Below are 22,543 nucleotides of genomic sequence, written 5' to 3' on the forward strand. Positions count from 1 at the left end.
GGTCATGATTGATATCCCAGAAGTTTGGCCGACAGTGCGGTGAGGATTTCCGTCGTTCCTCCGCCGATGCCCAGGATCCTCATGTCCCGGTATTGGCGTTCGACCTCGGATTCGGCCATGTAACCCATGCCGCCGAACAGCTGAACGGCTTGGTGGGCAACCCATTCGCCGGCCTCGACGGCGGTGTTCTTGGCGAAACACACTTGCGGGATCAGGTTGGTTTCACCGGCGAGTTGCCGCTCCACCACGCTGCGCGAGTAGACCCGGGCGACGTCGATGCGACGGGCCATCTCGGCCAATGTGTTCTGCACCGACTGCCGCGAAATCAGTGGGCGGCCGAACGTTTCGCGGTCACGACACCATTGCACGGTCAGGTCCAGGCAGCGCTGCGCGCTCGAATAGGCCTGTGCCGCAAGGCCGATCCGTTCGGAGACGAAGGCTTGGGCGATCTGGGCGAACCCGCTGTTCTCGGCGCCGACCAGGTTGGCCACCGGGACTCGGACGTCGGTGTACGACAGCTCGGCGGTGTCCGAGGACCGCCAGCCCATCTTGTCCAGCTTGCGGCTCACCTCGAAGCCCGGCGTGCCCTTCTCGACCACCAGCAGCGAAACCCCGCTCGCGCCGGGGCCTCCGGTGCGCACGGCGGTGACCACATAGTCGGCGCGGACGCCGGAGGTGATGTAAGTCTTGGCGCCGTTGACGATGTAGTGGTCACCATCGCGAACCGCCGAGGTCCGAAGATGTCCGACGTCGGAACCGCCCCCGGGTTCGGTGATGGCGAGCGAACCGATCATCTCGCCGGCCAGCGTCGGGCGAACGAACGAGTCGATGAGCCGCTGATCGCCCGAGGCGATCATGTGCGGTACCGCGATGCCGCAGGTGAACAACGACGCGAAAACTCCGCCCGGCGCTCCCGCCTGATGCATCTCCTCGCAGATGATCACCGCGTCGGCGCCGTCGCCGCCACCACCGCCGACCGCCTCGGGGAAGTTCGCACCGAGCAATCCGGCGGCCCCGGCGCTGCGGTGCAATTCGCGCGGCAGGTCCCCGGTGCGCTCCCACTCGTCGACGTGGGGCAGGATCTCGCGTTCTGCGAACGAGCGCACCGTCTTTCGCAACTGTTCGCGCTCGGGCGTGGTCCAAAGATTCACAATAAGCTCTCCGGGATGTCGAGGTAGCGGCCGCGGAGCCATTCGCCGAGCCCCTTGGCCTGGGGGTCGAATCGAGCCTGGTATGCGACGCCCTGGCCGAGGATGCCATCGATGACGAAGTTGACCGCCCGCAGATTCGGCAGCAGGTGGCGGGTGACGTCGAAGTCGGCCGCTTCGGGCAGCAGCTCCTTGAGCAGCTCGACGGTCAAAGTGTTGGCCAGCCATCGCCATTGCTCGTCGGTGCGCACCCAGACGCCGACGTTGGCCGAGCCGCCCTTGTCGCCGCTGCGCGCACCGGCGATGCGGCCCAGTGGCGCCCGTCGCGTGGGGCCGGCCGGCAGCGGGTCGGGCAGCGGCGGTGGAGCGGCGGGCGCCAGCGCCAAAGTCTCGGTGGCGCAACCGATGTCGGTCCGGGTGCCGTCGGCATGCACCGCGACGTGTGGCACCTGGGTGGCGTCGACGAAACCGGGCGTGAACACGCCGTAGACCTGGCCGTCCCCCGGGGGCGCGGTCACGTGGAATCCCGGATAACTGGCCAACGCCAATTCGACAGCGGCCGAGGAGAATTGGCGGCCTACGTTGGCGGGGTCGGGGTCGCGCACGACGCAGTGCAGCAGTGCGCTGGCGGCTTCTTCGGTGTCGGCGTCGGGGTGGTCGGTGCGGGCCAGCGACCACTGCAGCTCGGCGGGCTTGACGGTGAGCGTGGCGTCGAGTTGGCGGCGCATCAGGTCGGCCTTGGCCTCGATGTCCAGCCCCGTTAACACGAAGGTCATCGAGTTGCGGAATCCGCCGATGCTGTTCATCGAGACCTTGTAGGTGGGCGGCGGGGCCTCGCCGCGCACCCCGCTGATGCGCACCCGGTCGGGCCCTTCGGACGACAATTGGACGCTGTCCATCCGGGCGGTGACGTCCGGGTTGGCGTAGCGCGCCCCGGTGATTTCGTAGAGCAGCTGCGCGGTGACGGTGTCGACGCTGACCACGCCGCCGGTGCCCGGGTGCTTGGTGATCACCGAGGATCCGTCGGCGCTGACCTCGGCCAGCGGGAAGCCGGCGTGGGTGAGGTCGGCGACTTCGGTGAAGAACGAGTAATTGCCCCCGGTGGCCTGGACCCCGCATTCGATGATGTGGCCGGCGACCACGGCGCCGGCGAGCCGGTCATAGTCGGCGCGGTCCCAGCCGAAGTGCGCCGCGGCCGCCCCGACGATCACCGAGGCGTCGGTGACCCGGCCGGTGACGACCACGTCGGCGCCGCGGTCGAGACAATCGACGATCCCCCAGGCGCCCAGGTACGCGTTCGCGGTCAGCGGGGTGCCCAGCCCGAGGTCGGCGGCGCTCGGCAACAGGTCGTCGCCCTCCACGTGGGCGACCCGGGTGTCGATGCCCAGGCGCTCGGCCAGCGCGCGTATCGCATCGGCGAGCCCGGCCGGGTTGAGGCCACCGGCGTTGGCGACGATGCGAACTCCGCGGTCGGTGGCCTCGCCCAGGCAGTCCTCGAGCTGGGTCAGAAAGGTCTTGGCGTAGCCGCGCTCGGGGTGCTTCATCTTGTCGCGGCCCAGGATCAGCATGGTGAGTTCGGCCAGGTAGTCGCCGGTGAGGTAGTCGACGTCACCGCCGGTGAGCATCTCGCGCATGGCCGCGAGCCGGTCGCCGTAGAACCCCGAGCAGTTCGCGATCCGGACGGCGCCGGACCTGCCTGAAGCGCCAGAGGCGCCGGAAGCAGAGGCCATGCCTGTCCTCCATTCGGGAATTCAACCGGTTTCGACCACCCAACCAACCGGTAGGTTAGCGGGTACCGTCGGTGTCACGTCAAGGATCCCACTTCGGACCGGCATGCCCCGGGCGCGCCCGACTGGCCGGGATCGCTGCGCGACGCCCATTTTGGCGACAAGCCGACCAGCGACTATCCTGATACGCGATCGTCGCCCGTTCGGCCCACCGGCCACGCCGCGCGACATGCCGAACCGCAAGTCCCACATCGAGGAGTTAGGCCCGACCATGGCCGTACCCAAGCGCAGAATGTCGCGCGCGAACACCCGTAGCCGGCGCGCGCAGTGGAAGGCCGAGAAGACCGAACTCGTCGGTGTGACGGTCGCAGGTCAGCGGCACAAGGTGCCCCGCAGGCTGCTCAAGGCAGCCCGCCTCGGCCTGATCGACCTCGACCGCCGCTAACCCGACGGCTTCGCCGCGCTTGCGACCGCCGCTAGGCCCATCCCGGCGCGCCTCTCAGGTCAGTCTCAGGCGGTGGGACGAAACTAGGGGCCGTGCGAATACTGGTCGTCGACGACGATCGCGCGGTGCGCGAGTCGCTGCGCAGGTCATTGTCCTTCAACGGCTACTCCGTTGAGTTGGCCCATGACGGGGTCGAGGCCCTCGAACTGATCGCGAGCGATCGCCCCGACGCGCTCGTCCTGGATGTGATGATGCCGCGCCTGGACGGCCTCGAGGTTTGCCGGCACCTCCGCAGCACCGGTGACGACCTACCGATCCTGGTGCTCACCGCGCGCGATTCGGTGTCGGAGCGGGTCGCCGGACTGGACGCCGGCGCCGACGACTACCTGCCGAAGCCGTTCGCCCTGGAAGAATTGCTGGCCCGGATGCGCGCGCTGTTGCGCCGCACCAAGCCGGAGGACGACGCCGAATCGGTGGCGATGACGTTCTCCGACCTGTCCCTGGACCCGGTGACCCGCGAGGTCACCCGCGGGCAGCGCCGAATCAGCCTGACCCGCACCGAATTCGCGTTGCTGGAAATGCTGATCGCCAATCCGCGCCGAGTGCTCACCCGCAGCCGCATCCTCGAGGAGGTCTGGGGATTCGACTTTCCCACCTCGGGCAACGCGCTGGAGGTGTACGTGGGCTATCTGCGGCGCAAAACCGAAGCCGACGGTGAATCGCGGCTGATCCACACGGTGCGCGGTGTGGGGTACGTCCTTCGGGAGACACCGCCGTGACGATCCGGGTCCACGGATGATCCGGTTCCCCCGGACGCCACGTCCGCCGCTGCGACCGCCGTTGCGCGCAACGCCCTCCTTGTCACTGCGATGGCGGGTGATGCTGCTGGCGATGTCGATGGTCGCCATGGTCGTGGTGTTGATGGCCTTCGCCGTCTACGCCGTGATTTCGGCGGCGCTGTACAGCGACATCGACAACCAGCTGCAAAGCCGTGCGCAACTGCTGATCGCCAGCGGCTCGCTGGCCGCCGACCCGGGCAAGGCCATCGAAGGCACCGCCTATTCCGACGTCAACGCGATGCTGGTGAACCCGGGCCACGCGATCTACACCGCTCAGCAGCCGGGCCAGACCCTGCCGGTCGGCGCACCGGAAAAAGCGGTCATCCACGGTGATTTGTTCATGTCGCGGCGCACCGCCGGTGATCAGCGAATCCTGGCCGTACACTTGCAGAACGGCACGTCGCTGCTGATCTCCAAGAGCCTCAAGCCGACGGAAGCGGTGATGAACAGGCTGCGCTGGGTGCTGCTGATCGTCGGGGGTGTGGGTGTGGCGGTCGCCGCGGTGGCGGGCGGCATGGTCACCAGGGCCGGGCTGCGCCCGGTGGCACGCTTGACCGAAGCGGCCGAGCGGGTGGCGCGCACCGACGATCTGAGACCCATCCCCGTTTTCGGTAGTGACGAATTGGCCAGGCTTACCGAGTCGTTCAACCTGATGCTGCGTGCGCTCGCCGAGTCCCGGGAGCGGCAGGCGCGGCTGGTCACCGACGCCGGGCATGAACTGCGCACCCCGCTGACGTCGCTGCGAACCAACGTCGAGCTGCTGATGGCGGCGATGGAACCGGGGGCGCCGCGCCTACCCGAGCAGGAGATGGTCGATCTGCGCGCAGATGTCGTCGCGCAGATCGAGGAATTGTCAACGCTGGTAGGCGATTTGGTGGACCTCACCCGTGACGACGCCGGCCAGGTGGTGCACGAGCCCGTCGACATGTCCGAGGTCCTCGATCGCAGCCTGGAGCGAGTCAGGCGGCGGCGCAACGACATTCACTTCGACGTCGACGTGACGTCGTGGCAGATGTACGGCGACACCGCCGGCCTGTCGCGGGCGGTCCTGAACCTGCTGGACAACGCGGCCAAGTGGAGTCCGCCCGGCGGCCACGTCGGTGTCACGATGCGCCAGCTCGACCCGTCGCATGCGGAGCTGGTGATCGCCGACCACGGACCCGGTATCCCGCCGCAGGAGCGCCGCCTGGTGTTCGAGCGGTTTTACCGCTCGACGACGGCACGCGCCATGCCGGGTTCGGGCCTCGGGCTGGCGATCGTGAAGAAGGTGGTGCTCAACCACGGGGGGCTGCTGCGCGTCGAGGACACCGTTCCCGGAGGTCAGCCCCCGGGCACGTCGTTCTATGTCCTGCTGCCCGGCCGGCCCTTGCGCGCCCCGACGCACGGCACGCCTGGCGCAGCTGGGCCGCGAACCGACCGGCTTGACGCCGCGACCGGCCACACTCGAGCGGTGGCCGACGATGACGTGAACTCTCGGGAATCAGCGAACGTTATCTCAGTGGACTCTCAGTCCGCGCGGGCAAGGTAGGTCTGCGGCTACTGTTGGACCCAGCCGTCGACTTGCCGAAACACTGAGATAGAGGAAGAGCGACTTAGCGACATGACGAATGACCCGAGGTATTCGCCACCGCCGCAGCAGCCGGGATACCCTCCCGCGCCCAATCAGACTGCGCCAGTCCCCAGTCATGCGGGGTCCCCAGGTTATGCCCCGGGACAACAGCGGCCGTACAACCAGCAATACGACTGGCGCTACCGGTCGCAGCCCTCGTCGTCGCCGACGACACAGTTCCGTCCGCCCTACGAGCCCTTCAGCAACACCGGGCCGGGTCGGCTTCCCGGGGGAACCGGTGTAGGCCCGATGCCGGGAGGCACCGGCGCGGGCCCGATTCCCGGCATCCCGCCCGGCATGCATGTCCCGCCTGAACCTCAAAAGCGTTCTCGCGCAGGCTTGTTCGTCGTCGGCGCGCTGGCCATCGCGGTGGTGTCGGCCGGCATCGGCGGAGCCGCGGCCACGGCCGTCGAGCTCGGCACGCACTCGACGGGGAACGGCGGCGGTCGGGTTATTGGGGCGGCGCCCAGTGTGCCGGCCGCGAACATGGCGCCCGGCAGCGTCGAACAGGTCGCCTCCAAAGTGGTGCCCAGCGTCGTGATGCTCGAGACCGACATAGGTCGGGCGTCCGAGGAGGGTTCTGGCATCGTCCTGTCCACCGACGGGCTCATACTGACCAATAACCACGTGATCGCCGCCGCCGCGGGACCGCCCAAGGGGCCCGGCGGCCCGCCCGGTGCTCCAATGCCCCCCGGCGGACCGAGTGGCCCCGGCGGCGCCGGTGCCGGTGCCGGCGCCCCGACGCCCAAGACGACGGTGACCTTCTCTGACGGTCGCACCGCATCGTTCACGGTCGTCGGCGCGGACCCCACTAGCGATATCGCCGTGATTCGTGTGCAGGGCATGTCCGGGCTCACGCCCATCTCGCTGGGTTCCTCGTCCGACCTTCGGGTCGGCCAGCCGGTCGTCGCGATCGGATCGCCGCTGGGTTTGTCGGGCACGGTGACCACCGGCATCGTCAGCGCGATGAACCGGCCGGTGTCCACCACCGGTGAGTCGGGCAACCAGAACACCGTGCTCGACGCGATCCAAACCGACGCCGCGATCAACCCCGGTAACTCAGGCGGCGCGCTGGTCAACATGAACGGCCAGCTGGTGGGCGTCAACTCGGCCATCGCCACCCTGGGCGGCGACTCGCCGGATGCCCAGAGCGGTTCGATCGGTCTGGGCTTCGCGATCCCGGTCGATCAGGCCAAGCGCATCGCCGACGAACTGATCGCCAGCGGCAAAGCCTCCCACGCCTCGCTCGGCGTGCAGGTGATGAGCGACAAGGGAACCCCCGGCGCCAAGGTCGTCGATGTCGTCCCGGGAGGTGCCGCGGCATCTGCGGGCGTCCCCAAGAACGTGGTCGTCACCAAGGTGGACGACCGGCCGATCAACAGCGCCGACGCGTTGGTCGCGGCCGTGCGGTCCAGAGCACCCGGCGACAAGATCTCGCTGACGTTCCAGGACCCCGCTGGTGGCGGCAGCCGAACGTTGCCGGTCACCCTCGGAAAGGCGGATCAGTAGTGAGACTGGACGAACCCTCGGCGCCCGGATTGTCTGAGCTCGGATATACGGTTGCACCCATGGAAACGGGTGCGGAATTGGTGGTTGGCCGGGCTTTGGTTGTGGTGGTCGACGATCGCACCGCTCATGGGGACGAGGACCACAACGGTCCGCTGGTAACCGAACTGTTGACCGAGGCGGGATTTGTCGTCGACGGGGTGGTCGCGGTCGCCGCTGACGAGATCGAGATCCGCAACGCACTGAACACCGCGGTGATCGGCGGGGTCGACCTGGTCGTCTCGGTCGGCGGGACGGGCGTCACTCCCCGCGACGTCACCCCTGAGGCCACCCGCGAGATCCTGGATCGCGAAATCCTCGGTATCGCAGAGGCAATCCGCGGCTCGGGCCTGTCGGCGGGGATCGTCGACGCCGGTCTGTCACGCGGTCTGGCCGGGGTGTCGGGCAGCACGCTGGTGGTCAACCTGGCCGGCTCCCGCTACGCGGTGCGCGACGGGATGGCGACGCTGAACCCGTTGGCGGCCCAGATCATCGGGCAGTTGTCGAGCCTGGAGATTTAAAGCTCGCCGCTTGGTGCACCCTGCCGGCGAGCCGACGCAGTTACTTCGATTCGGCTTCCGCGCGGGGCCCGTGCTCGGGTGGGGGCGTGGTGGTCACACTCCCGTGCTTGCCCGGCGCGTCGCCGTTGGTCTGCGCGAGCAGGTCGCGGATCTCCTTGAGCAGGACGACCTGCGCGTCGTCCGCCGGCTCGACCTCACCGCGTTTGCGCAACGTGGTGTAGGGCAGCACGACCAGGAAGTAGACGACCGCCGCAATGATCACGAAGTTGATGGCGGCCGACAAGACATCGTTCAAATCGATCGTCTGGCCGCCACCGATGCTGATCCGCAAGATGCCGAGATCGGACTTTTGGTTGACGCCGATCCGGTTGATCAACGGCTTGATGATGGCGTTGGTGAAAGTCGTGACGAGTGCAGTGAACGCGGTACCGATGACTACCGCGGTAGACAGGTCGATGATGTTGCCCCGGGAGAGAAACTCCTTGAACCCTTTGAGCATTGAGACGCCTTTCTGGGACTGGACAGAATCCGCTGTCGGCTGGCGGACCAACAACGGCCAGGCACTCAGTGCAGGGTGAGCGTCACGGTCTGGCCCAGCGCCGACCCCGCTACCGCGTTCGCCACACGAGCCGGCAGCGCAACTAACACTACGCGGTCGCTGTCGGCAGCTTGAATCTTTTCTTTGGCCGAGACGAGCACCACCACCGCGTCGGTGGCCACCACCTTGGGGGTGGCGTGCGAGTTGTCCGGCGCGCTGGTGGCCGGAGCGGCCAGCACGTCGACCACGTCACCGACCCGGACGAGGTCGATCAGGGCGCCATCGGCCAGATGCAGCGGCACGATCCGAGCGCCCGGGCCCGCCTTTGACCCGACTGCAGCCTCCGCCAACCGGCTTCCCAGCAACCGGACGTCGGTGATCACCTCGCCGCGTCGTGTCGGGCCGGCCAGCGTCGAACCCACCACCGTGCCCAGGTCGGCTCGCGCCCCGTCGGGAACCGTTGCAGTCAAACGCTTTTCGAGCCGAACGTCGGCGGGGGTCAGCCCGACACCGGGACGCAGGTCATGGTCGGCCACTACGACTTGTGCGTAGTCACCGGCGGGATTGGAGCGCAGCGTCGCGATTCCGGCCAGCACGACCAGCCCGCCCGCGGCGACTCGGCGTGCCAGCACGGTGCGAGTCCAGTCCGGGCGCAGCCACAGCGACAGCCGGCTCAATACGCTTGGGTTCAGCGATGATTCGCCCACGCCGTAACGGTAAGCGCAACCGGGCGCCCGGGCTCGCGGCCGATAAGGCCGGTGTGGATAACCGTCAGTTGGTCGCGGCGGCCGTCGACGTTGTCGAGCTGCTGCTCGACTTGTCGCTCGAGCTGGAACTGGACTTCTCGCTCGAGCTCGACCCGGACTTTTCGCTAGATGCCGAGCTGTTCGATGCCGAGTCAGTCGACGAGGAGCCGTTGCTCGAACTCGACGGTTTCTTGCCCGACTCGCGGCTGTCGGTGCGGTAGAAGCCGCTGCCCTTGAACACCACGCCGACGGAGTTGAAGCGCTTGCGCAGCCGCCCGGAGCAGCGTTTGCACGTGGTCAGCGCGTCGTCGGTGAAGGCCTGCACGATATCGAAGCGATCGTCGCACTCGGTGCACTGATAGCTGTAAGTCGGCACAAAAACCTCCGGATGATCGCAAACCTGGTTAGCACTCTAGCGTCTCAAGTGCTAGAACCGCCACGTGACATGTCTCATTCCCGATATGTCAGCGGCCGGCCAGATCGATCAATCCCCGGCGAGGCGTGAGCGCGTGGGTCATGGGGACGTCGTGCGGATCGGCCGGTAATTCGTCGAGCACTTCCGCGTCCCGAACGACCGCGATCAACGGCGCGTGCGGGTTCCGAGCTCCCAGAGAGCGGTCGTAGAAACCCCGGCCCCGGCCCAGCCGCACGCCGCGGCGGTCCACGGCCAGGGCCGGCACCAGCACCACACCGGCTTGCGCCAGGGCCGAGGCCGGCAGCCACGGCTGCGGCGGTTCGAGCAGCCCCCACCGCCCGGTGGTCAGGGTGCCGGGCCGGTATTCGCCCCAGGACAACGGCAGCGGCGTGTCGTCGGCGGCCGTGCGCGCGACCGGCAACAGGACCCGTCCGGTGCGGCGCAGCAACATGTCGAGCATCGCGATCGAGCCCGGCTCGGTGCCCACCGGCACGTAGGCGCAGACCGTGGCGCCGCTGGTCACAATGCTTTTCAGGGCTTCCAGCCGCTCGCACACCTGCTGCGCCTCGGCGACGCGAAGGTCGTCGGCAACCCGACGCCGGGCGGCGAGCAGCTGGTCGCGCAGCGCGGCCTTGCCGGTGGTCGCCATGCGTTAACCATGACAGCCAGGTCTTCGGACGCGCCACATCGACTCCGCAGTACCGATGCGGGTTATCGTGTGAACAATGTCAAGCCCAAACGTGGTGGTGCCACGCACTGCGGTGGTCCCCGCCGCGGGTCTCGGTACCCGCTTCTTGCCGGCGACCAAAACCGTGCCCAAGGAGCTGTTGCCGGTTGTCGATACCCCGGGCATAGAGCTGGTGGCTGCCGAGGCGGCCGAGGCCGGTGCCGAGCGGCTGGTGATCATCACCTCGGAGGGCAAGGACGGCGTCGTCGCGCACTTCGTTGAAGACCTGGTGCTGGAAAGCACCTTGGAGGAGCGCGGCAAGACGGCGATGCTCGACAAGGTCCGGCGCGCGCCGCAGCTGATCAAGGTCGAGTCCGTGGTGCAGAGCGAGCCGCTGGGCCTGGGGCACGCCATCGGCTGCGTGGAGCCGCGGCTGGCCGACGACGAGCACGCCATCGCCGTGCTGTTGCCCGACGACCTGGTGCTGCCCACCGGCGTGCTGGGGACCATGTCGAAAGTGCGGGCACACTACGGCGGCACGGTGTTGTGCGCTATCGAGGTAACGCCCGAAGAGGTAAGCGCCTACGGCGTTTTCGACGTCGAACCGATTGCCGACGACGGCAACCCGGACGTACTCAAGGTCAACGGCATGGTTGAAAAGCCGAAGGCCGAAAACGCGCCGTCGCTGTTCGCCGCGGCCGGCCGATATGTGCTCGACCGCGCCATCTTCGATGCCTTGCGCCGTATCGAGCGTGGGGCCGGCGGCGAAGTACAGCTCACCGACGGGATCGCGTTGCTGATCGAGGAGGGCCACCCGGTGCATGTGGTCGTGCATCGCGGATCTCGACACGACTTGGGAAATCCTGGCGGCTACCTCAAGGCTGCGGTTGACTTTGCATTGGATCGTGACGACTACGGCCCGGATTTACGGCAGTGGTTGGTGGCGCGATTAGGCCTGGCCGAGCAATAGCCGGGCGGTAACCCGGCTGGCGGATGGCGGCGGCCGGCGGAACGCGTAGCGATCCCGGGCGGGATGCCCCGCCTGCGCAGTGAGCGGGTCGCCCGATGCGGGGCTCGACGGCAGAGAGGCGCGCTGTGCGTTCGGTGGAAGAGCAGCAGGCCCGGATCACGGCGGCCGCGGTAGCCCCGCGGCCGATACGTGCGGCGATCGCCGAGGCGCAGGGACTGATGTGCGCCGAGGAAGTGGTGACCGAACGCCCGATGCCCGGGTTCGATCAGGCCGCGATCGATGGCTACGCGGTGCGCAGTGTCGACGTGCTCGGTGTGGGCGAGGTGGGCAGCGAAAGTCTGCCCGGTCCGTTCGACGACGCCGGCGAGGGCGACGGGCGCGAGGGCCTCGTGCTGCCCGTGATGGGCATCGTCGAGGCCGGTTCGCGCACCCCCAGCCGGTTACAGCCGCGTCAGGCCGTGCGCGTGCAGACCGGGGCCCCTTTGCCGACCCTGGCCGATGCGGTCCTGCCGTTGCGGTGGACGGATGGCGGAACGCAGCGGGTGCGGATTCTGCGGGGCGCCCCGTCGGGCGCCTACGTGCGCCGCGCCGGCGACGACGTGCAGCCCGGTGACGTGGCGGTGCGGTCCGGGACGGTGATCGGCGCGGCGCAAGTTGGGCTGCTCGCCGCGGTCGGTCGCGAACGGGTGCTGGTGCACCCGCGGCCCCGGGTGACGATCATGGCGCTGGGCGGTGAGCTGGTCGACATTTCGCGCACGCCCGGCAACGGGCAGGTCTACGACGTGAACTCCTACGCGCTGGCGGCCGCGGCGCGCGACGCGGGCGCAGAGGTCAACCGCGTGGGCATCGTTAGCGGCGGCCCTCGCGAGCTCCGCGAGATCGTCGAGGGCCAGATCAACCGCGCCGAGGTGATCGTCATCGCCGGTGCCGTCGGGGGTGCCGCGGCCGAGGCGGTGCGCCAGGTGCTCGCCGAGCTCGGCGAGTTAGAGGTCGTGCGGGTCGCCATGCATCCGGGATCCATCCAGGGTTTCGGGCAGCTGGGTCGCGAGGGCGTTCCGACGTTCCTGTTGCCGGCCAATCCGGTGAGCGCGCTCGTGGTTTTCGAGGTGATGGTCCGCCCGTTGATTCGGTTGTCGCTGGGCAAGCGTCAGCCGATGCGCCGGATCGTGCAGGCGCGCACGCTGTCGCCCATCACTTCGGTGGCCGGGCGCAAGGGCTTCTTGCGCGGTCAGCTGATGCGCGACCAGGAAAGCGGCGAGTATCTGGTGCAGGCGCTCGGCGGCGGCCCGGGCGCGTCGTCGCACCTGTTGGCCACCCTGGCCGAAGCGAACTGTCTGGTCGTGGTGCCCAGCGGCGCCGAGCAGATTCGCACCGGCGAAATCGTCGACGTCGCCTTCCTGGCTCAGCGCGGCTGAGCGAAAAGACTGCACACCCGGTGAACCTGTTGCGCTCCAATTCCCGTCATCCAGGTTGGCCCATGAGCGTTGGGCCGCTTCGGGTTCCGGCCGGCGTTGTCCGGTTGCGGGCGGTGCGGCTGCGCGATGGCGCGCAGTGGAGCCGGATCCGGCTGGCCGATCGTGCGCATCTGGAACCGTGGGAGCCCAGTTCCGAGGGCGATTGGACGACTCGCCATGCGGTGGCGGCGTGGCCGGCGTTGTGTTCTGGTCTGCGTGCCGAGGCGCGACAGGGGCGGATGCTGCCTTACGTCATCGAGCTCGACGGCCGGTTCTGCGGCCAGCTGACCATCGGCAACGTCACCCACGGCGCGTTGCGGTCGGCGTGGATCGGTTACTGGGTGTCGCGCTCGGCCACCGGAGGCGGCGTGGCCACCGCCGCCTTGGCGCTGGGTCTCGATCACTGTTTCGGCCCGGTGATGTTGCACAGGGTCGAGGCCACCGTGCGCCCGGAAAACGCCGCGAGCCGCGCCGTGCTGGCGAAAGTTGGCTTCCGTCAAGAGGGTCTGTTGCAGCGCTACCTGGAAGTGGACAGGGGGTGGCGGGATCATCTGCTGATGGCCATCACCGCCGAAGAGGTAAGCGGATCGGTGGCATCGACGCTGGTCCGCGCCGGTAACGCCAGCTGGGTATGACCCCGCGCAGATGCGAGGCCCGGGTTTCGTCGTCCGCTCCCGGGGGCTTCGGCGGAGGGCTAGGAGTCCAAATCGTTGACCTTCTGGGACTGGCGCGACACGAGTGACTCGTGGTGCTTGTGAGAGGCAAATTACAGGTGTGTAATTGTCCTGGTCAGTTGGACCCGGCCGCGTTGGCCACAGATGGGCTTCGCGGGGGACGGACACCGAAGAGAGCAGGTCATCATGCCAAGCATCCCGCAGTCATTGTTGTGGATTTCGCTCGTGGTGCTATGGCTGTTCGTCTTGGTGCCGATGCTCGTGAGCAAACGCGACGCGGTGCGACGCACCAGCGACGTGGCGTTGGCGACCCGGGTGCTCAACGGCGGGGGCAAGTCCCGGCTGATCAAGCGCAGCGGTCCGGCCGCCGGGCATCGCAGCGATCCCGACTGGACGCCGCCGCAAGACTCAATTGACACCGACCTCGACGAGCGCGACCTTTCCGAGGATGAGGACCGCGAGCACGAGTCCGACGACGACACCGACACCGACGAGCTGAGCCGCCGGCGCCCGGTCGCGATGCGAATGGCCGTCGCCGAGCACACCGAACCCGATTACCTCGATGTGGATGTCGTCGAGGACTCCCACGTACTTCCCGTGGGCGCCAGCGGTTTTGCGGCCGAGGCGGAGACGGCCGACGCCGAACCCATGGAAGACGACGAGGTCGACACCGAGGCCGTCGCCAAACGCGACGCCGAGGATGAGGACAGCTACGAGTACGTCGAGGACTCGTCCGGTTTGGAGCCAGCGGCCGAGGGTGATGACGCCGACGAGGAGGTGCCCCAACCGATGCCGCGCAACGCCTCACGGCGGCGCCGGTTCGACACCAAGACCGCGGCTGCGGTCAGCGCGCGCAAGTACGCCTTCCGCAAGAAGGTCCTCATCGCGATGGCGCTCGTCCTGATCGGCTCGGCCACCGCGGCCTTCAAGATCTCGCCGACGGCCTGGTGGGTGTGCGGCAGCGCTACCGCGATCACCCTGCTCTACCTGGGTTACCTACGGCGCCAGACGCGCATCGAGGAGAAGGTGCGGCACCGCCGGATGAAGCGGATGGCACGGGCGCGACTCGGCGTGGAGAACGCCTACGACCGCGACTACGACGTGGTCCCGTCGCGGCTGCGGCGTCCCGGCGCGGTGGTCCTGGAGATCGACGACGAGGATCCCGTCTTCGAGCACCTGGACTACGCGATGGCGATGCGGACCTTCGGCTGGCCCCGGGACTTGCCGCGCGCCGTCGGAGAATAGTGCTTGCAGTTCGGCGGTTGGCGCCGCGGCTGGTAGCCTGCTAGCGGTCAGGGGCTATGGCGCAGTTGGTAGCGCGACTCGTTCGCATCGAGTAGGTCAGGGGTTCGATTCCCCTTAGCTCCACCAGAGAAAAGCCTGGTAAACGGCGTAATGAACGTTAGCTGGCACCGGCTGGAAATGGCCCCCGGTACAGTCGCGGTACACCAGAGAAACGCGCCAGGCCACCGTGACGGCAGGAATCGGCCCGCTGGCGGGGGCCCATAGCAAACGAGCTTTCGACAGCGTGTCGACACCCGCTCTCAGCGGCCGCAGAGAAATCGGAATGACTGGCGTACAGCAGTGTTACGGTCGAAACATCGACTTCCGAGGGGTTCAAATGGACCGGCAACCGCCCGTGACCGTTCCGGAATCACTGCGCTACCGCGACGGCCTGTATAAATTCGAGCGCTTTCCACGCGCAGGCGCAGTCACGTCGATACGTGACGCACGAAGGGTCACCCGCCCACTACGGGCGATACACCAACTGTGGTTCGCGGTGTGGATGCCGATGAATGTTGCCGCCTTGACCACGACAGGTCGCAAGTCCAGAAAGCCGCGCACTACTTTCGTCCGCGCATACCGCGACGGCGACAAGGCCTATCTAGTTTCCATTGGCGGTGAGCACGCCTTGTGGCTGAACAACATTCGCGCGAACCCCGAAGTGACGTTGCGTTTCCGGCGAGACACGCTGAGTGGAACTGCTCGCGATCCGCACAACGACGCTGAACGCCAAGCAGTCCGTGACGCATTTTGCGGGAGCACGCACCCATTCGACTATGCAGAGAACATGTTTCACCGTAAAGGGTTACCAACCCGGGCTAAGGTCATCGAACTGCACACGGCTTGGCTGGAGGGCGGGTCACCGGTGATCGTGGACGTCGAAAGCTGACGTTCGTGGCGGCGGCGTCTTCGACGCTATCGATAAGGCCGAGGTTGTAAAAGTCCCGGAATGGCCACAAGCCAGCACGGCGTTTCCGTGCCCGGCGTGATCGGGCAGTCTTAGTAAACACGGACTCAAAGCGTTCGGCTGCAGGTCATTTCGCTCGGCCACGCGTATTCAGTGGGTCTAGCTCAATCACTGCGCCGCAGCCTCTTGCTCCGTGATCCATTGCAAGACTGTCGATTTGCGCCATACGCGCCGCTTGCCAATTTTGAAGTGTCGTGGCCACCGACTGTCGCGACTGGGACGATCGGTACCCCCGAGCGAATGGCCTGGCGGACGAAACCCTTGCGGCCGAACAGCATTGCCTTGTCCCGGTGGTGCCAGTGACGCATCGAGTCCTGCTCTCCACCTGGCCACACGACCACGTCGTGGCCCGCCGCCAGCGCGGCGGTCACCTCCCGGCGCGACGCCGGAATGACGCCCCCGGCCCTGAAATAATCGCCGAGCAATGGCGCGGCAATCAGCACGTCATGGGCTGTGCCGTGCAGGATCCGCTCGCCGTCGAAGCGGCGATACCAGGAATGCACCAGCGTCCACGCATCCATCGTCAGCGCACCACCGGAGTGGATGCCGATCAGCAGCGACGGCTCGTCGGGGATCCGATGCCAGCCGTCGATCTCGAGGCGGAAGTAGTGGTCGCATAGGAAGTCCCAGATGGGATTCTGCACATAGCGCATGAACTTCTCGTTGGGACCGCGCAGTGGTGGCGCAGTGGTCTTGTCGTGCGGCGCCGTCGATGTCATCTCGGTCTCCTTAGCCTTCGTAATCGACCGAGACGGTGGGGCTCGTCGGATGCGACTGACAGGTCAGGATGTAGCCGGCGTCGAGCTCGGCGCGGCCGAGAGCGAAGTTGTGGTCCATCTCGACGGTGCCCTCGAGCAACTTGGCCTTGCAGGTGCCGCACGCCCCGCCCATGCACGAGTAGGGCGCATTGCTGTTCACTTGCAGCGCTCCTTCGAGGATTGAGTCGCCGGGGACGAGCTCAAACGTCTCCTGCTGCCCGGACAGGGTGAAGGTGACGGTGGCTGCCTGATAGTCGCGCGAGGGCGCCTCGGCCTTCTCGTAGCCGGTGAATAGTTCGAGGTGAATCCGCTCGGTGTCCACATCGTGGCTGATCAGCGCGTCGCGCACGGTTGTGGTCAATGGCAAAGGACCGCATAGGAACCACTCGTCGACGGTCTCGGGCCGAATACTCGTCGCGAACCACCGCTCGAGCTTCTCCGCGTCGATCCGTCCGCGTAGCTCAGGGGTGTGGATCGGGTCGCGGGACAAGACGTGCATGATTTCCAGGCGATCGGAGTAGCGATGCTCGAGCCGATCCAGTTCGGCCAAGAACATCGTCGATGTCTTGGTGTGGTTGCCGTAGATCAGCGTGAACCGGCTCTCGGTTTCGATCTCTAACACCGTGGCCAGGATCGACAGCACCGGTGTGATCCCGCTGCCGGCCGCCAGGGCCACGTAGTGCTTCTGGTGCAGAGGATGTAGGGGCGTGCCGAAGTTGCCCGTCGGCGTCATCAACTCCAGAACGTCGCCGGCCTTGAGCTCGTTGGCCACGAACGACGAGAAGGCCCCGCCGGGGATGTGCTTGACGGCGATGCGCAACTGCGCGCGGGTGGCCGGCGCACAGATCGAGTAGTTGCGGCGCACACCCTCGCCGCCGAGGTTCGTGCGCACCGAGACGTGCTGGCCGGGCTCGAAGCGGAACTCGTCCTGTAGCTCCTCGGGCACTGCGAAGGTCACCAGTGTGCTGTCGTTGGTGATCGGATCGACCGAGGCTACCGGGATGCGATGGAACACCGCGTGTGGGGCGCTCGACCTCTCCGGCATCCGCACCGGCAGCACGCGTCCGAGGTTGCGATTGAGTTCCTTCCACTCTCGGAACTCGTCGGGGTTCAGCTCCTGACCGAAGACGGTGGAGATCGCCGGGTTCCTCTCGAGGTAGGCCTCCTCGTTGCGCCGCCACGTCTTCACGTACCGGTAGAACGGCACCGACGGGTGCAGGTGGTGCACCAGGTGGTAGTTCTGCGACAGCATCAGCGGGGTGTACAGCCACTCCATGCCGACGCGGGCGCGGGTCGCGCGGTAGCGGTCGCTGCGCTGGGTGTCCTCCAGGCCGTGGTGGGGCAGCCAATCGAACCACCACGCTAGGAGGATGCCGGCGATCCGCTGCGGGATCAGGAAGACGACCGCCAGCGTCCAGATGTTGCCGGTTACGATCGCGACGATTAGTCCCGTCACGCTGAGGGTGAGCATGGCCGCCGTCTCGGCCACTTCTTTCTTCGGTCTGCTGCGCACCCGGCTGAGGTAGTACTTGCCGTAGAAGTACTCAATCAAGGCCCACCGGAGCGGCGCCAGCCATATCGGAGTGTGCGACGCGAACGTGTCCGGGTCCTTCTCGTCGTCGTTGGAATGGCGGTGGTGCTCGATGTGGATGAAGCCGAACGCAGGGAATGCGAGTAGCGGCGCGACGAGAAGCCACGCCAGTCGCCCGACCAGCCCGTTGACCCAGCGGGTGGAACTGATGGCGTAGTGCACGGCGTCGTGCACGACGGTGAACATCGTGAACGTGACCGCAACGTTGATCGGGATCGTCACCCAGATCGGGGCCCATCCACGGATATACGCGATCGTCGACAGCACGAACGCAGTCAATCCGGCCAGGAAGAGCCCGATCGTGGGCCACGCCAACTTGGGCGCCGGCTCGCCGGGATCCGGTATTGCATGACGTGCGGGCGGCTCTGATGTGCCGCGATCGGTTGCGTCAATGGTTGGCATTGGCACCCCTAATTGGGTTGGACTTTGCAATGGTTATGGACGCAAATAATTGGCTGGCCGCCACAAACTCGAGACGGAATGAGGTAATTATTCGCCGGTGTCGAGCTCACTTCTAGGGACCGGTTTCCGAGGTTGCTTTGCGTTCGTCGTAAACGTTACGGAGCCCAACTCTGCTGCGACTACGTCGCAAATCGATCAACTCTTGGCGTGCGTATGTCTGTTGTAGACAAAGCGCGCCATGAACGAACTACGGTTTGTTCATGTCGGACGGCAACCGCGAGGACGATGCGGTGGTCGCTGAGAAGGCGGCGGTGGTCGTCGGGCAGCTGGACGCCAAGCTGGAGGAGGTGACCCGCTCGATCCAGCAGCTGCTGGTCGCCGAGATCGAGGAACTGCGTGGTGACGCGCAATTGGTCCAGCTGTTGCGCGACAACGTCTCCGCGAACGTCGACACAGTCTTCAAGGCGGTTCGCCACGGCATCCCAATCAAGCAGGTTGAGCCGCCGACGGCCGCGCTCGAGTACGCCCGCCGTCTGGCGCAGCGCGACGTGTCCGCAGATGCATTGGTGCGTGCTTACCGGCTTGGCCATCGTTCGGCGCTCGACGCCGTGCTCAACGAGATCCGCGCATCGAAGCTGGACCCTTGGCTGAGCCTCGACGTGTTCGAGCGACTGGCGGCGATTTCATTCGAATACATCGACTGGATCTCGCAGCGGGTCGTCGCCACCTACCAACACGAGCGAGAGCGCTGGCTCGAGAGCCGAAACAGCCTGCGCGCGCTGCAGATCCGAGAAATCCTGTCAGGCGGCGACGTGGATGCCGACGCGATGACAACCGCGATCCGATACCCGCTCAGACGTATCCACCTCGCAGTGGTCGTCTGGTATCCCGAATCCGAGGGCAGCGCGGAAGTCCCGTCGCTGGAACGGTTCGTCCGCATGCTTGCCGAATCGGTGGGCTCACCGGATGCTTCGCTCTTTGCCTCGGTAGACCGCGTCACCGGATGGGGTTGGATTCCGTTGTCGACGGCGGCGGCGGCGAACTCAGTGGAACAGATTCGCCAGGCGGCCAAGGAATTGAGCGGACCTTGCGTCGCCGTCGGTGATCCGTTGCCGGGTGTCGAGGGCTTCCGACGCTCGCATCGCCAGGCCGAGGACGCGCGCATGGTCGCGATCGCATCCGGTTCGAGTGAGCGTCGAGTCATCTCGGCCAGTGATCCGGGGCTGTCAGTGGCGGCGCTGGTGGGCCGCGACATCGAGGCGGCTTCGGTCTGGGTCGACGAGGTGCTCGGCCCGCTGGCGTCTCGCTCGGAGGGTGACGAGCGGCTTCGGGAAACCCTGCTGGTGTACCTGCGCACCGGCTCGAACTACAGGGCCGCTGCCGACGAGCTCCATCTGCACGTCAACTCCGTGAAGTACCGAGTACGCCGCGCCGTCGAGCGTCGTGGCCGACCAATCGGCGACGACAAGACCGACATCGAGGTCGCGTTGCTGCTGTGTCACTGGTTCGGCTCAGCGGTGCTGAGCTGATTCCACATCGACGCCGCGATACCGCGCACGTTCCCTGTTCCATCGACGCGCAGCCCGGCGGCTTCAGCGAGCGGCCTTTCCTCGATCCAAAGCACGCCACCGGACAGCCCCGGGAAGTGCATCGGCTCCTCGACCTCGCGGGGCCGTGCCCGACCGACGAATGGCCGGTTCTGCTACGACGAAGGTGTCGCAGTTGGCCGGCACACTGACCGCGAGGCTGGCTGCCGTGTGCCTGACGACCTCGGGATCGCGCTCGACTTGCGACGCCAGGGCGGCGACCTGTTCGTGACTGAGATAACCACGATCGACACGTCGAACGCCTCCGGGCCGCATGGGGGCCGGTGTGCTTGCCAGCCTCGCTGAGCTTCAGTTGGAACTGGGTAAGGAACGCCGCACGGCAGCGCGGGACGCAAGGCAGGCACGCGGGCAGTCCATCGGCCGCCCCAAAGCGCTGAACGGCGAAAAGATTGCTCTGGCGCGTCGTATGCACGGCAGCGGCGAGTCGGCCACGACCATCGCCACGACCCTCGGGGTTAGTCGAGCCACCGTGTACCGCGTGATTAGCGAAGGCGCTAAGTAGGCAGCCTCAGCAGCGCCATATCTCATGGAAATGCGATCCGTCCGATGTAGACAGCGGTGGAGCGCGCTGACAGTGTTGCGTCGGTAGGGGCTCTTGCGGGAGGGAACCAGCGACATGCGCAGTGAGAACGCATTGGTCTGCGGCGCGAGTATCGCTGGTCTGTTTGCGGCTAGGGTGCTTTCGGATTTCTATGACGCCGTCACTGTGGTCGAACGTGACAAGTTGCCGGGTGGCACATCCCAGCGGCGGGGGGTTCCGCAAGGGCGCCATTTGCATCAGATGCTCGGCAGAGGTGTGCCGTACATCGTCGACTTGTTTCCGCGTCTGTTGGAGGAACTCGAAGCGGCGGGTGCCATCGTCCTTGACAGCCCCGACGACCCTGCCCTGTTCCATCTGGGCGTCGGTGACATCGTCTTTTGCCGGTCGGGGCGGTTCACACGATCCGAGGGCATGGTCGTGTTCTTGGCCAGCCGGCCATTGCTGGAAGGGATCATTCGACGGCGGGTGCGGTCGATTAGCAATGTCACGTTCATGGATGGCCACGACGTAGCGGAGATGGTGATCGACCCCGCTGGCCAGGTCACGGGTGCGCGCGTGGTCGAGCGCGAAACCGGCCGGGAACTCATGCTGACGACTGACCTAGTCATCGACACGACCGGTCGCTCCGCCCGCACCCCCGCGTTCTTGGAAGCTAATGGTTATCAACGGCCTCCTGAACGCAAGTACACGATTGACCTGAGCTACTCAAGCCAATTCTTCCGCTTGCCACCTGGGTCGCTTGCCGAGCGAGCCGTGTTAAAAATTCCCACACTCGACAGGCCAGAGGGTTATGGGTTGTTGCCCTACGAAAACGGGACCGTCATCGCCACAGTGATCGGTTTCGCTGGCAGGAAGACACCAAACGACCTGCCTGGGTTGCTTGGCTCAATCTCCGAGTCCATGCCGAACCATATTGCTGCGGCGTTGCGCGCTGGGGAACCGATCGGCGAGGTGTCCACTCGGCGCTATCCCGCTAGCGTTTGGCGGCGTTATCACAAGCTCACCCGGTTTCCACGGGGCTTACTCGTCATGGGCGACGCCGTATGCAGCTTCAATCCCGTGTACGGGCAAGGGATGACCTCAGCGGTGTTACAAGCATCGGCGCTTCAAACATGCTTAGCCGATGGCAGTGACCAGTTAAGCGTTCGATTCTTTCGCGCCTCCGCCAAGAAGCTGTCACCTATGTGGTGGGCGAATCGGTTCTTCGACTTCACGATTGTTCCGTCGGATGGTTGGCAGTCGAAGCCAAAGAAATTCATCAGTCACGCCATGGGCAAGCTTTATGTGGCGGCGGCGACGGACGTAGTAATCACTGAAACGCTATTCAGGCAGATGCAACTTCTCGGGCACCCCACGGAATTTCTTCGGCCGTCCCTGTTGCGGCGGATAGTGGCTGGCAACCGACTGAAGGCAAGGAACGACTGACCGGGTGGGGGTGGCACCTTAGGCGAGTGACGACCGCCTTGCACAGCCCAGCGTCCTTCTCTCTCCGGCGATGAGATTGAAAGCAGCGTCCGCAATCCGTCCGCAGTAGCTCCGTCAGCGGTCTATCAGAGCCAACGCCGTCAGCCTGATGACGAGCAGATTCTTAACAGCGTCAACGGCATAAGCACCAACAGACGCCCAGAAAGTCTTGTTCGCATCGAATAGGTGAGGGGTTCGAATCCCCTTAGCTCCACAACGTTTGAGCAGTCAGAGGGCTGGCACTCAATCAAAGTCGGGAAGCCATCGCAGATCTTCGCCACGCGGTGGGCCTCAGCCGCGCGACCGTCCATCGGGTGTTGTGTGAACGTCAACACGCAAGAACAGCTCATCGGTGTCCCGAATGGGGATGCGAGGGAACCATGCCCGCTTCGACCCGGCCGTTGTCGAACTCTTCGGATAACGCAGTTGCACAAGGTGATTGCGTTGCATCCACTTGGGATGACGCAGAAGCCGCGGCGCACGCTGACGCTGATCCGGCGAATGACGGCAAGGGACTCGACCGGGTTTTCCTTTGGCGGCGGTTGGCGCTTATTCGGGCGGCCCTGTGGCGGGCCAGAGGTTTGGGCGTCGCCGGGGTAGGGTGGGCCGGAGTTGCCCGCGGCGCGGGCGG

At 66.3% G+C, this 22,543-nt stretch carries 19 protein-coding genes, 1 tRNA gene and 2 pseudogenes; 14 read left to right on the plus strand and 8 right to left on the minus strand.

The window, feature by feature from the left end; translation table 11 throughout:
- Positions 1–2: 2 nt before the first annotated feature.
- Together A5753_RS10210 and A5753_RS10215 are read right to left on the minus strand one after the other, a co-directional pair.
- Positions 3–1,151, minus strand: coding sequence for an acyl-CoA dehydrogenase family protein (locus A5753_RS10210; RefSeq protein WP_067126619.1), 1,149 nt, complete (start codon positions 1,149–1,151; stop codon positions 3–5).
- Entirely contained in the window at positions 1,148–2,878 is a 1,731-nt protein-coding gene (locus A5753_RS10215; protein WP_067126622.1) for an acyclic terpene utilization AtuA family protein, read from the minus strand. Before A5753_RS10215 ends, A5753_RS10210 begins: the two co-directional genes overlap by 4 nt.
- 268 nt (positions 2,879–3,146) lie before the next feature.
- Between A5753_RS10215 and rpmF the strand changes: the two genes are divergently transcribed.
- The 5 genes from rpmF (at position 3,147) to A5753_RS10240 (ending at position 7,834) form a co-directional block, all read left to right on the plus strand.
- Positions 3,147–3,320 carry a 50S ribosomal protein L32 gene (gene rpmF, locus A5753_RS10220; RefSeq protein ID WP_003872812.1) on the plus strand — a complete coding sequence of 58 codons (174 nt, stop codon included), beginning with the start codon at positions 3,147–3,149 and terminating at the stop codon, positions 3,318–3,320.
- A gap of 92 nt (positions 3,321–3,412) precedes the next feature.
- The gene (gene mprA / locus A5753_RS10225; protein WP_067126625.1) at positions 3,413–4,099 is read left to right on the plus strand and encodes a two-component system response regulator MprA; all 687 of its coding nucleotides are present in this window, start codon (positions 3,413–3,415) and stop codon (positions 4,097–4,099) included.
- Between the two features lie 16 nt (positions 4,100–4,115).
- Positions 4,116–5,687, plus strand: coding sequence for a HAMP domain-containing sensor histidine kinase (locus A5753_RS10230; RefSeq protein ID WP_067126629.1), 1,572 nt, complete (start codon positions 4,116–4,118; stop codon positions 5,685–5,687).
- 72 nt (positions 5,688–5,759) lie between these two features.
- Positions 5,760–7,277 (plus strand): S1C family serine protease, encoded by a 1,518-nt coding sequence (locus tag A5753_RS10235; RefSeq protein ID WP_067126632.1) that lies wholly within the window; start codon positions 5,760–5,762, stop codon positions 7,275–7,277.
- 59 nt (positions 7,278–7,336) lie between these two features.
- Positions 7,337–7,834, plus strand: a complete 498-nt coding sequence (locus A5753_RS10240) for a molybdenum cofactor biosynthesis protein B (RefSeq protein WP_067126636.1) — start codon at positions 7,337–7,339, stop codon at positions 7,832–7,834.
- Positions 7,835–7,874: 40 nt separating this feature from the next.
- On the opposite strand, the gene mscL is transcribed toward A5753_RS10240, so the two are convergent.
- The 4 genes from mscL to A5753_RS10260 all read right to left on the minus strand — a co-directional run bounded on the left by mscL (position 7,875) and on the right by A5753_RS10260 (position 10,182).
- Entirely contained in the window at positions 7,875–8,333 is a 459-nt protein-coding gene (gene mscL, locus A5753_RS10245) for a large-conductance mechanosensitive channel protein MscL (protein WP_067126639.1), read from the minus strand.
- Between the two features lie 65 nt (positions 8,334–8,398).
- Complete coding sequence (locus A5753_RS10250; RefSeq protein WP_067126641.1) at positions 8,399–9,079, minus strand: SAF domain-containing protein; 681 nt, start codon at positions 9,077–9,079, stop codon at positions 8,399–8,401.
- 64 nt (positions 9,080–9,143) lie between these two features.
- On the minus strand, positions 9,144–9,494 hold the full coding sequence (locus A5753_RS23785) for an FmdB family zinc ribbon protein (RefSeq protein WP_082971258.1): 351 nt from the start codon (positions 9,492–9,494) through the stop codon (positions 9,144–9,146).
- A gap of 88 nt (positions 9,495–9,582) precedes the next feature.
- Positions 9,583–10,182 carry a 5-formyltetrahydrofolate cyclo-ligase gene (locus tag A5753_RS10260; RefSeq protein ID WP_067126647.1) on the minus strand — a complete coding sequence of 200 codons (600 nt, stop codon included), beginning with the start codon at positions 10,180–10,182 and terminating at the stop codon, positions 9,583–9,585.
- A 76-nt stretch (positions 10,183–10,258) separates the two neighbouring features.
- Here A5753_RS10260 and A5753_RS10265 point away from each other — a divergent pair, with 76 nt between their 5' ends.
- The 6 genes from A5753_RS10265 (at position 10,259) to A5753_RS23790 (ending at position 15,471) form a co-directional block, all read left to right on the plus strand.
- A complete protein-coding gene (locus A5753_RS10265) occupies positions 10,259–11,170 on the plus strand; it encodes a UTP--glucose-1-phosphate uridylyltransferase (RefSeq protein ID WP_067126650.1) in 912 nt (303 codons plus the stop codon).
- A 125-nt stretch (positions 11,171–11,295) separates the two neighbouring features.
- Entirely contained in the window at positions 11,296–12,585 is a 1,290-nt protein-coding gene (gene glp / locus A5753_RS10270; protein WP_067126653.1) for a gephyrin-like molybdotransferase Glp, read from the plus strand.
- A gap of 20 nt (positions 12,586–12,605) precedes the next feature.
- On the plus strand, positions 12,606–13,259 hold the full coding sequence (locus A5753_RS10275) for a GNAT family N-acetyltransferase (RefSeq protein ID WP_197694652.1): 654 nt from the start codon (positions 12,606–12,608) through the stop codon (positions 13,257–13,259).
- 225 nt (positions 13,260–13,484) lie between these two features.
- Entirely contained in the window at positions 13,485–14,543 is a 1,059-nt protein-coding gene (gene glpR, locus A5753_RS10280) for a gephyrin-like molybdotransferase receptor GlpR (protein WP_067126694.1), read from the plus strand.
- A 50-nt stretch (positions 14,544–14,593) separates the two neighbouring features.
- Positions 14,594–14,669: transfer RNA gene (locus A5753_RS10285), tRNA-Ala, on the plus strand.
- A 250-nt stretch (positions 14,670–14,919) separates the two neighbouring features.
- Positions 14,920–15,471, plus strand: a complete 552-nt coding sequence (locus tag A5753_RS23790) for a nitroreductase family deazaflavin-dependent oxidoreductase (RefSeq protein ID WP_197694653.1) — start codon at positions 14,920–14,922, stop codon at positions 15,469–15,471.
- A gap of 266 nt (positions 15,472–15,737) precedes the next feature.
- Here A5753_RS23790 and A5753_RS10295 read toward each other — a convergent pair.
- Both A5753_RS10295 and A5753_RS10300 read right to left on the minus strand, forming a co-directional pair.
- Positions 15,738–16,268: pseudogene (locus tag A5753_RS10295) on the minus strand (lysophospholipid acyltransferase family protein); the annotation flags it as partial.
- A gap of 10 nt (positions 16,269–16,278) precedes the next feature.
- Positions 16,279–18,300 (minus strand): fatty acid desaturase, encoded by a 2,022-nt coding sequence (locus tag A5753_RS10300; RefSeq protein ID WP_067126658.1) that lies wholly within the window; start codon positions 18,298–18,300, stop codon positions 16,279–16,281.
- 260 nt (positions 18,301–18,560) lie between these two features.
- Between A5753_RS10300 and A5753_RS10305 the strand changes: the two genes are divergently transcribed.
- From A5753_RS10305 to A5753_RS10315, 3 genes and pseudogenes are all read left to right on the plus strand, one after another.
- Entirely contained in the window at positions 18,561–19,829 is a 1,269-nt protein-coding gene (locus tag A5753_RS10305; RefSeq protein WP_067126661.1) for a CdaR family transcriptional regulator, read from the plus strand.
- A 120-nt stretch (positions 19,830–19,949) separates the two neighbouring features.
- Positions 19,950–20,409, plus strand: a pseudogene (locus tag A5753_RS25185) (helix-turn-helix domain-containing protein).
- Between the two features lie 114 nt (positions 20,410–20,523).
- The gene (locus tag A5753_RS10315) at positions 20,524–21,873 is read left to right on the plus strand and encodes an NAD(P)/FAD-dependent oxidoreductase (RefSeq protein ID WP_082971260.1); all 1,350 of its coding nucleotides are present in this window, start codon (positions 20,524–20,526) and stop codon (positions 21,871–21,873) included.
- Positions 21,874–22,543 lie beyond the last annotated feature (670 nt).

Source organism: Mycobacterium sp. 852002-51971_SCH5477799-a, from assembly GCF_001667145.1.
In the GTDB taxonomy this organism is placed as follows: Bacteria; Actinomycetota; Actinomycetes; order Mycobacteriales; family Mycobacteriaceae; genus Mycobacterium.

Coding starts and splice junctions, on each gene's coding strand:
- A5753_RS10215 (WP_067126622.1), bottom strand. CDS start 2,878: ATGGCCTCTGCTTCCGGCGCCTCTGGCGCTTCAGGCAGGTCCGGCGCC.
- rpmF (WP_003872812.1), top strand. CDS start 3,147: ATGGCCGTACCCAAGCGCAGAATGTCGCGCGCGAACACCCGTAGCCGG.
- A5753_RS10230 (WP_067126629.1), top strand. CDS start 4,116: ATGATCCGGTTCCCCCGGACGCCACGTCCGCCGCTGCGACCGCCGTTG.
- A5753_RS10235 (WP_067126632.1), top strand. CDS start 5,760: ATGACGAATGACCCGAGGTATTCGCCACCGCCGCAGCAGCCGGGATAC.
- A5753_RS10240 (WP_067126636.1), top strand. CDS start 7,337: ATGGAAACGGGTGCGGAATTGGTGGTTGGCCGGGCTTTGGTTGTGGTG.
- mscL (WP_067126639.1), bottom strand. CDS start 8,333: ATGCTCAAAGGGTTCAAGGAGTTTCTCTCCCGGGGCAACATCATCGAC.
- A5753_RS10260 (WP_067126647.1), bottom strand. CDS start 10,182: ATGGCGACCACCGGCAAGGCCGCGCTGCGCGACCAGCTGCTCGCCGCC.
- A5753_RS10265 (WP_067126650.1), top strand. CDS start 10,259: ATGTCAAGCCCAAACGTGGTGGTGCCACGCACTGCGGTGGTCCCCGCC.
- glpR (WP_067126694.1), top strand. CDS start 13,485: ATGCCAAGCATCCCGCAGTCATTGTTGTGGATTTCGCTCGTGGTGCTA.
- A5753_RS23790 (WP_197694653.1), top strand. CDS start 14,920: ATGGACCGGCAACCGCCCGTGACCGTTCCGGAATCACTGCGCTACCGC.
- A5753_RS10300 (WP_067126658.1), bottom strand. CDS start 18,300: ATGCCAACCATTGACGCAACCGATCGCGGCACATCAGAGCCGCCCGCA.
- A5753_RS10305 (WP_067126661.1), top strand. CDS start 18,561: ATGTCGGACGGCAACCGCGAGGACGATGCGGTGGTCGCTGAGAAGGCG.
- A5753_RS10315 (WP_082971260.1), top strand. CDS start 20,524: ATGCGCAGTGAGAACGCATTGGTCTGCGGCGCGAGTATCGCTGGTCTG.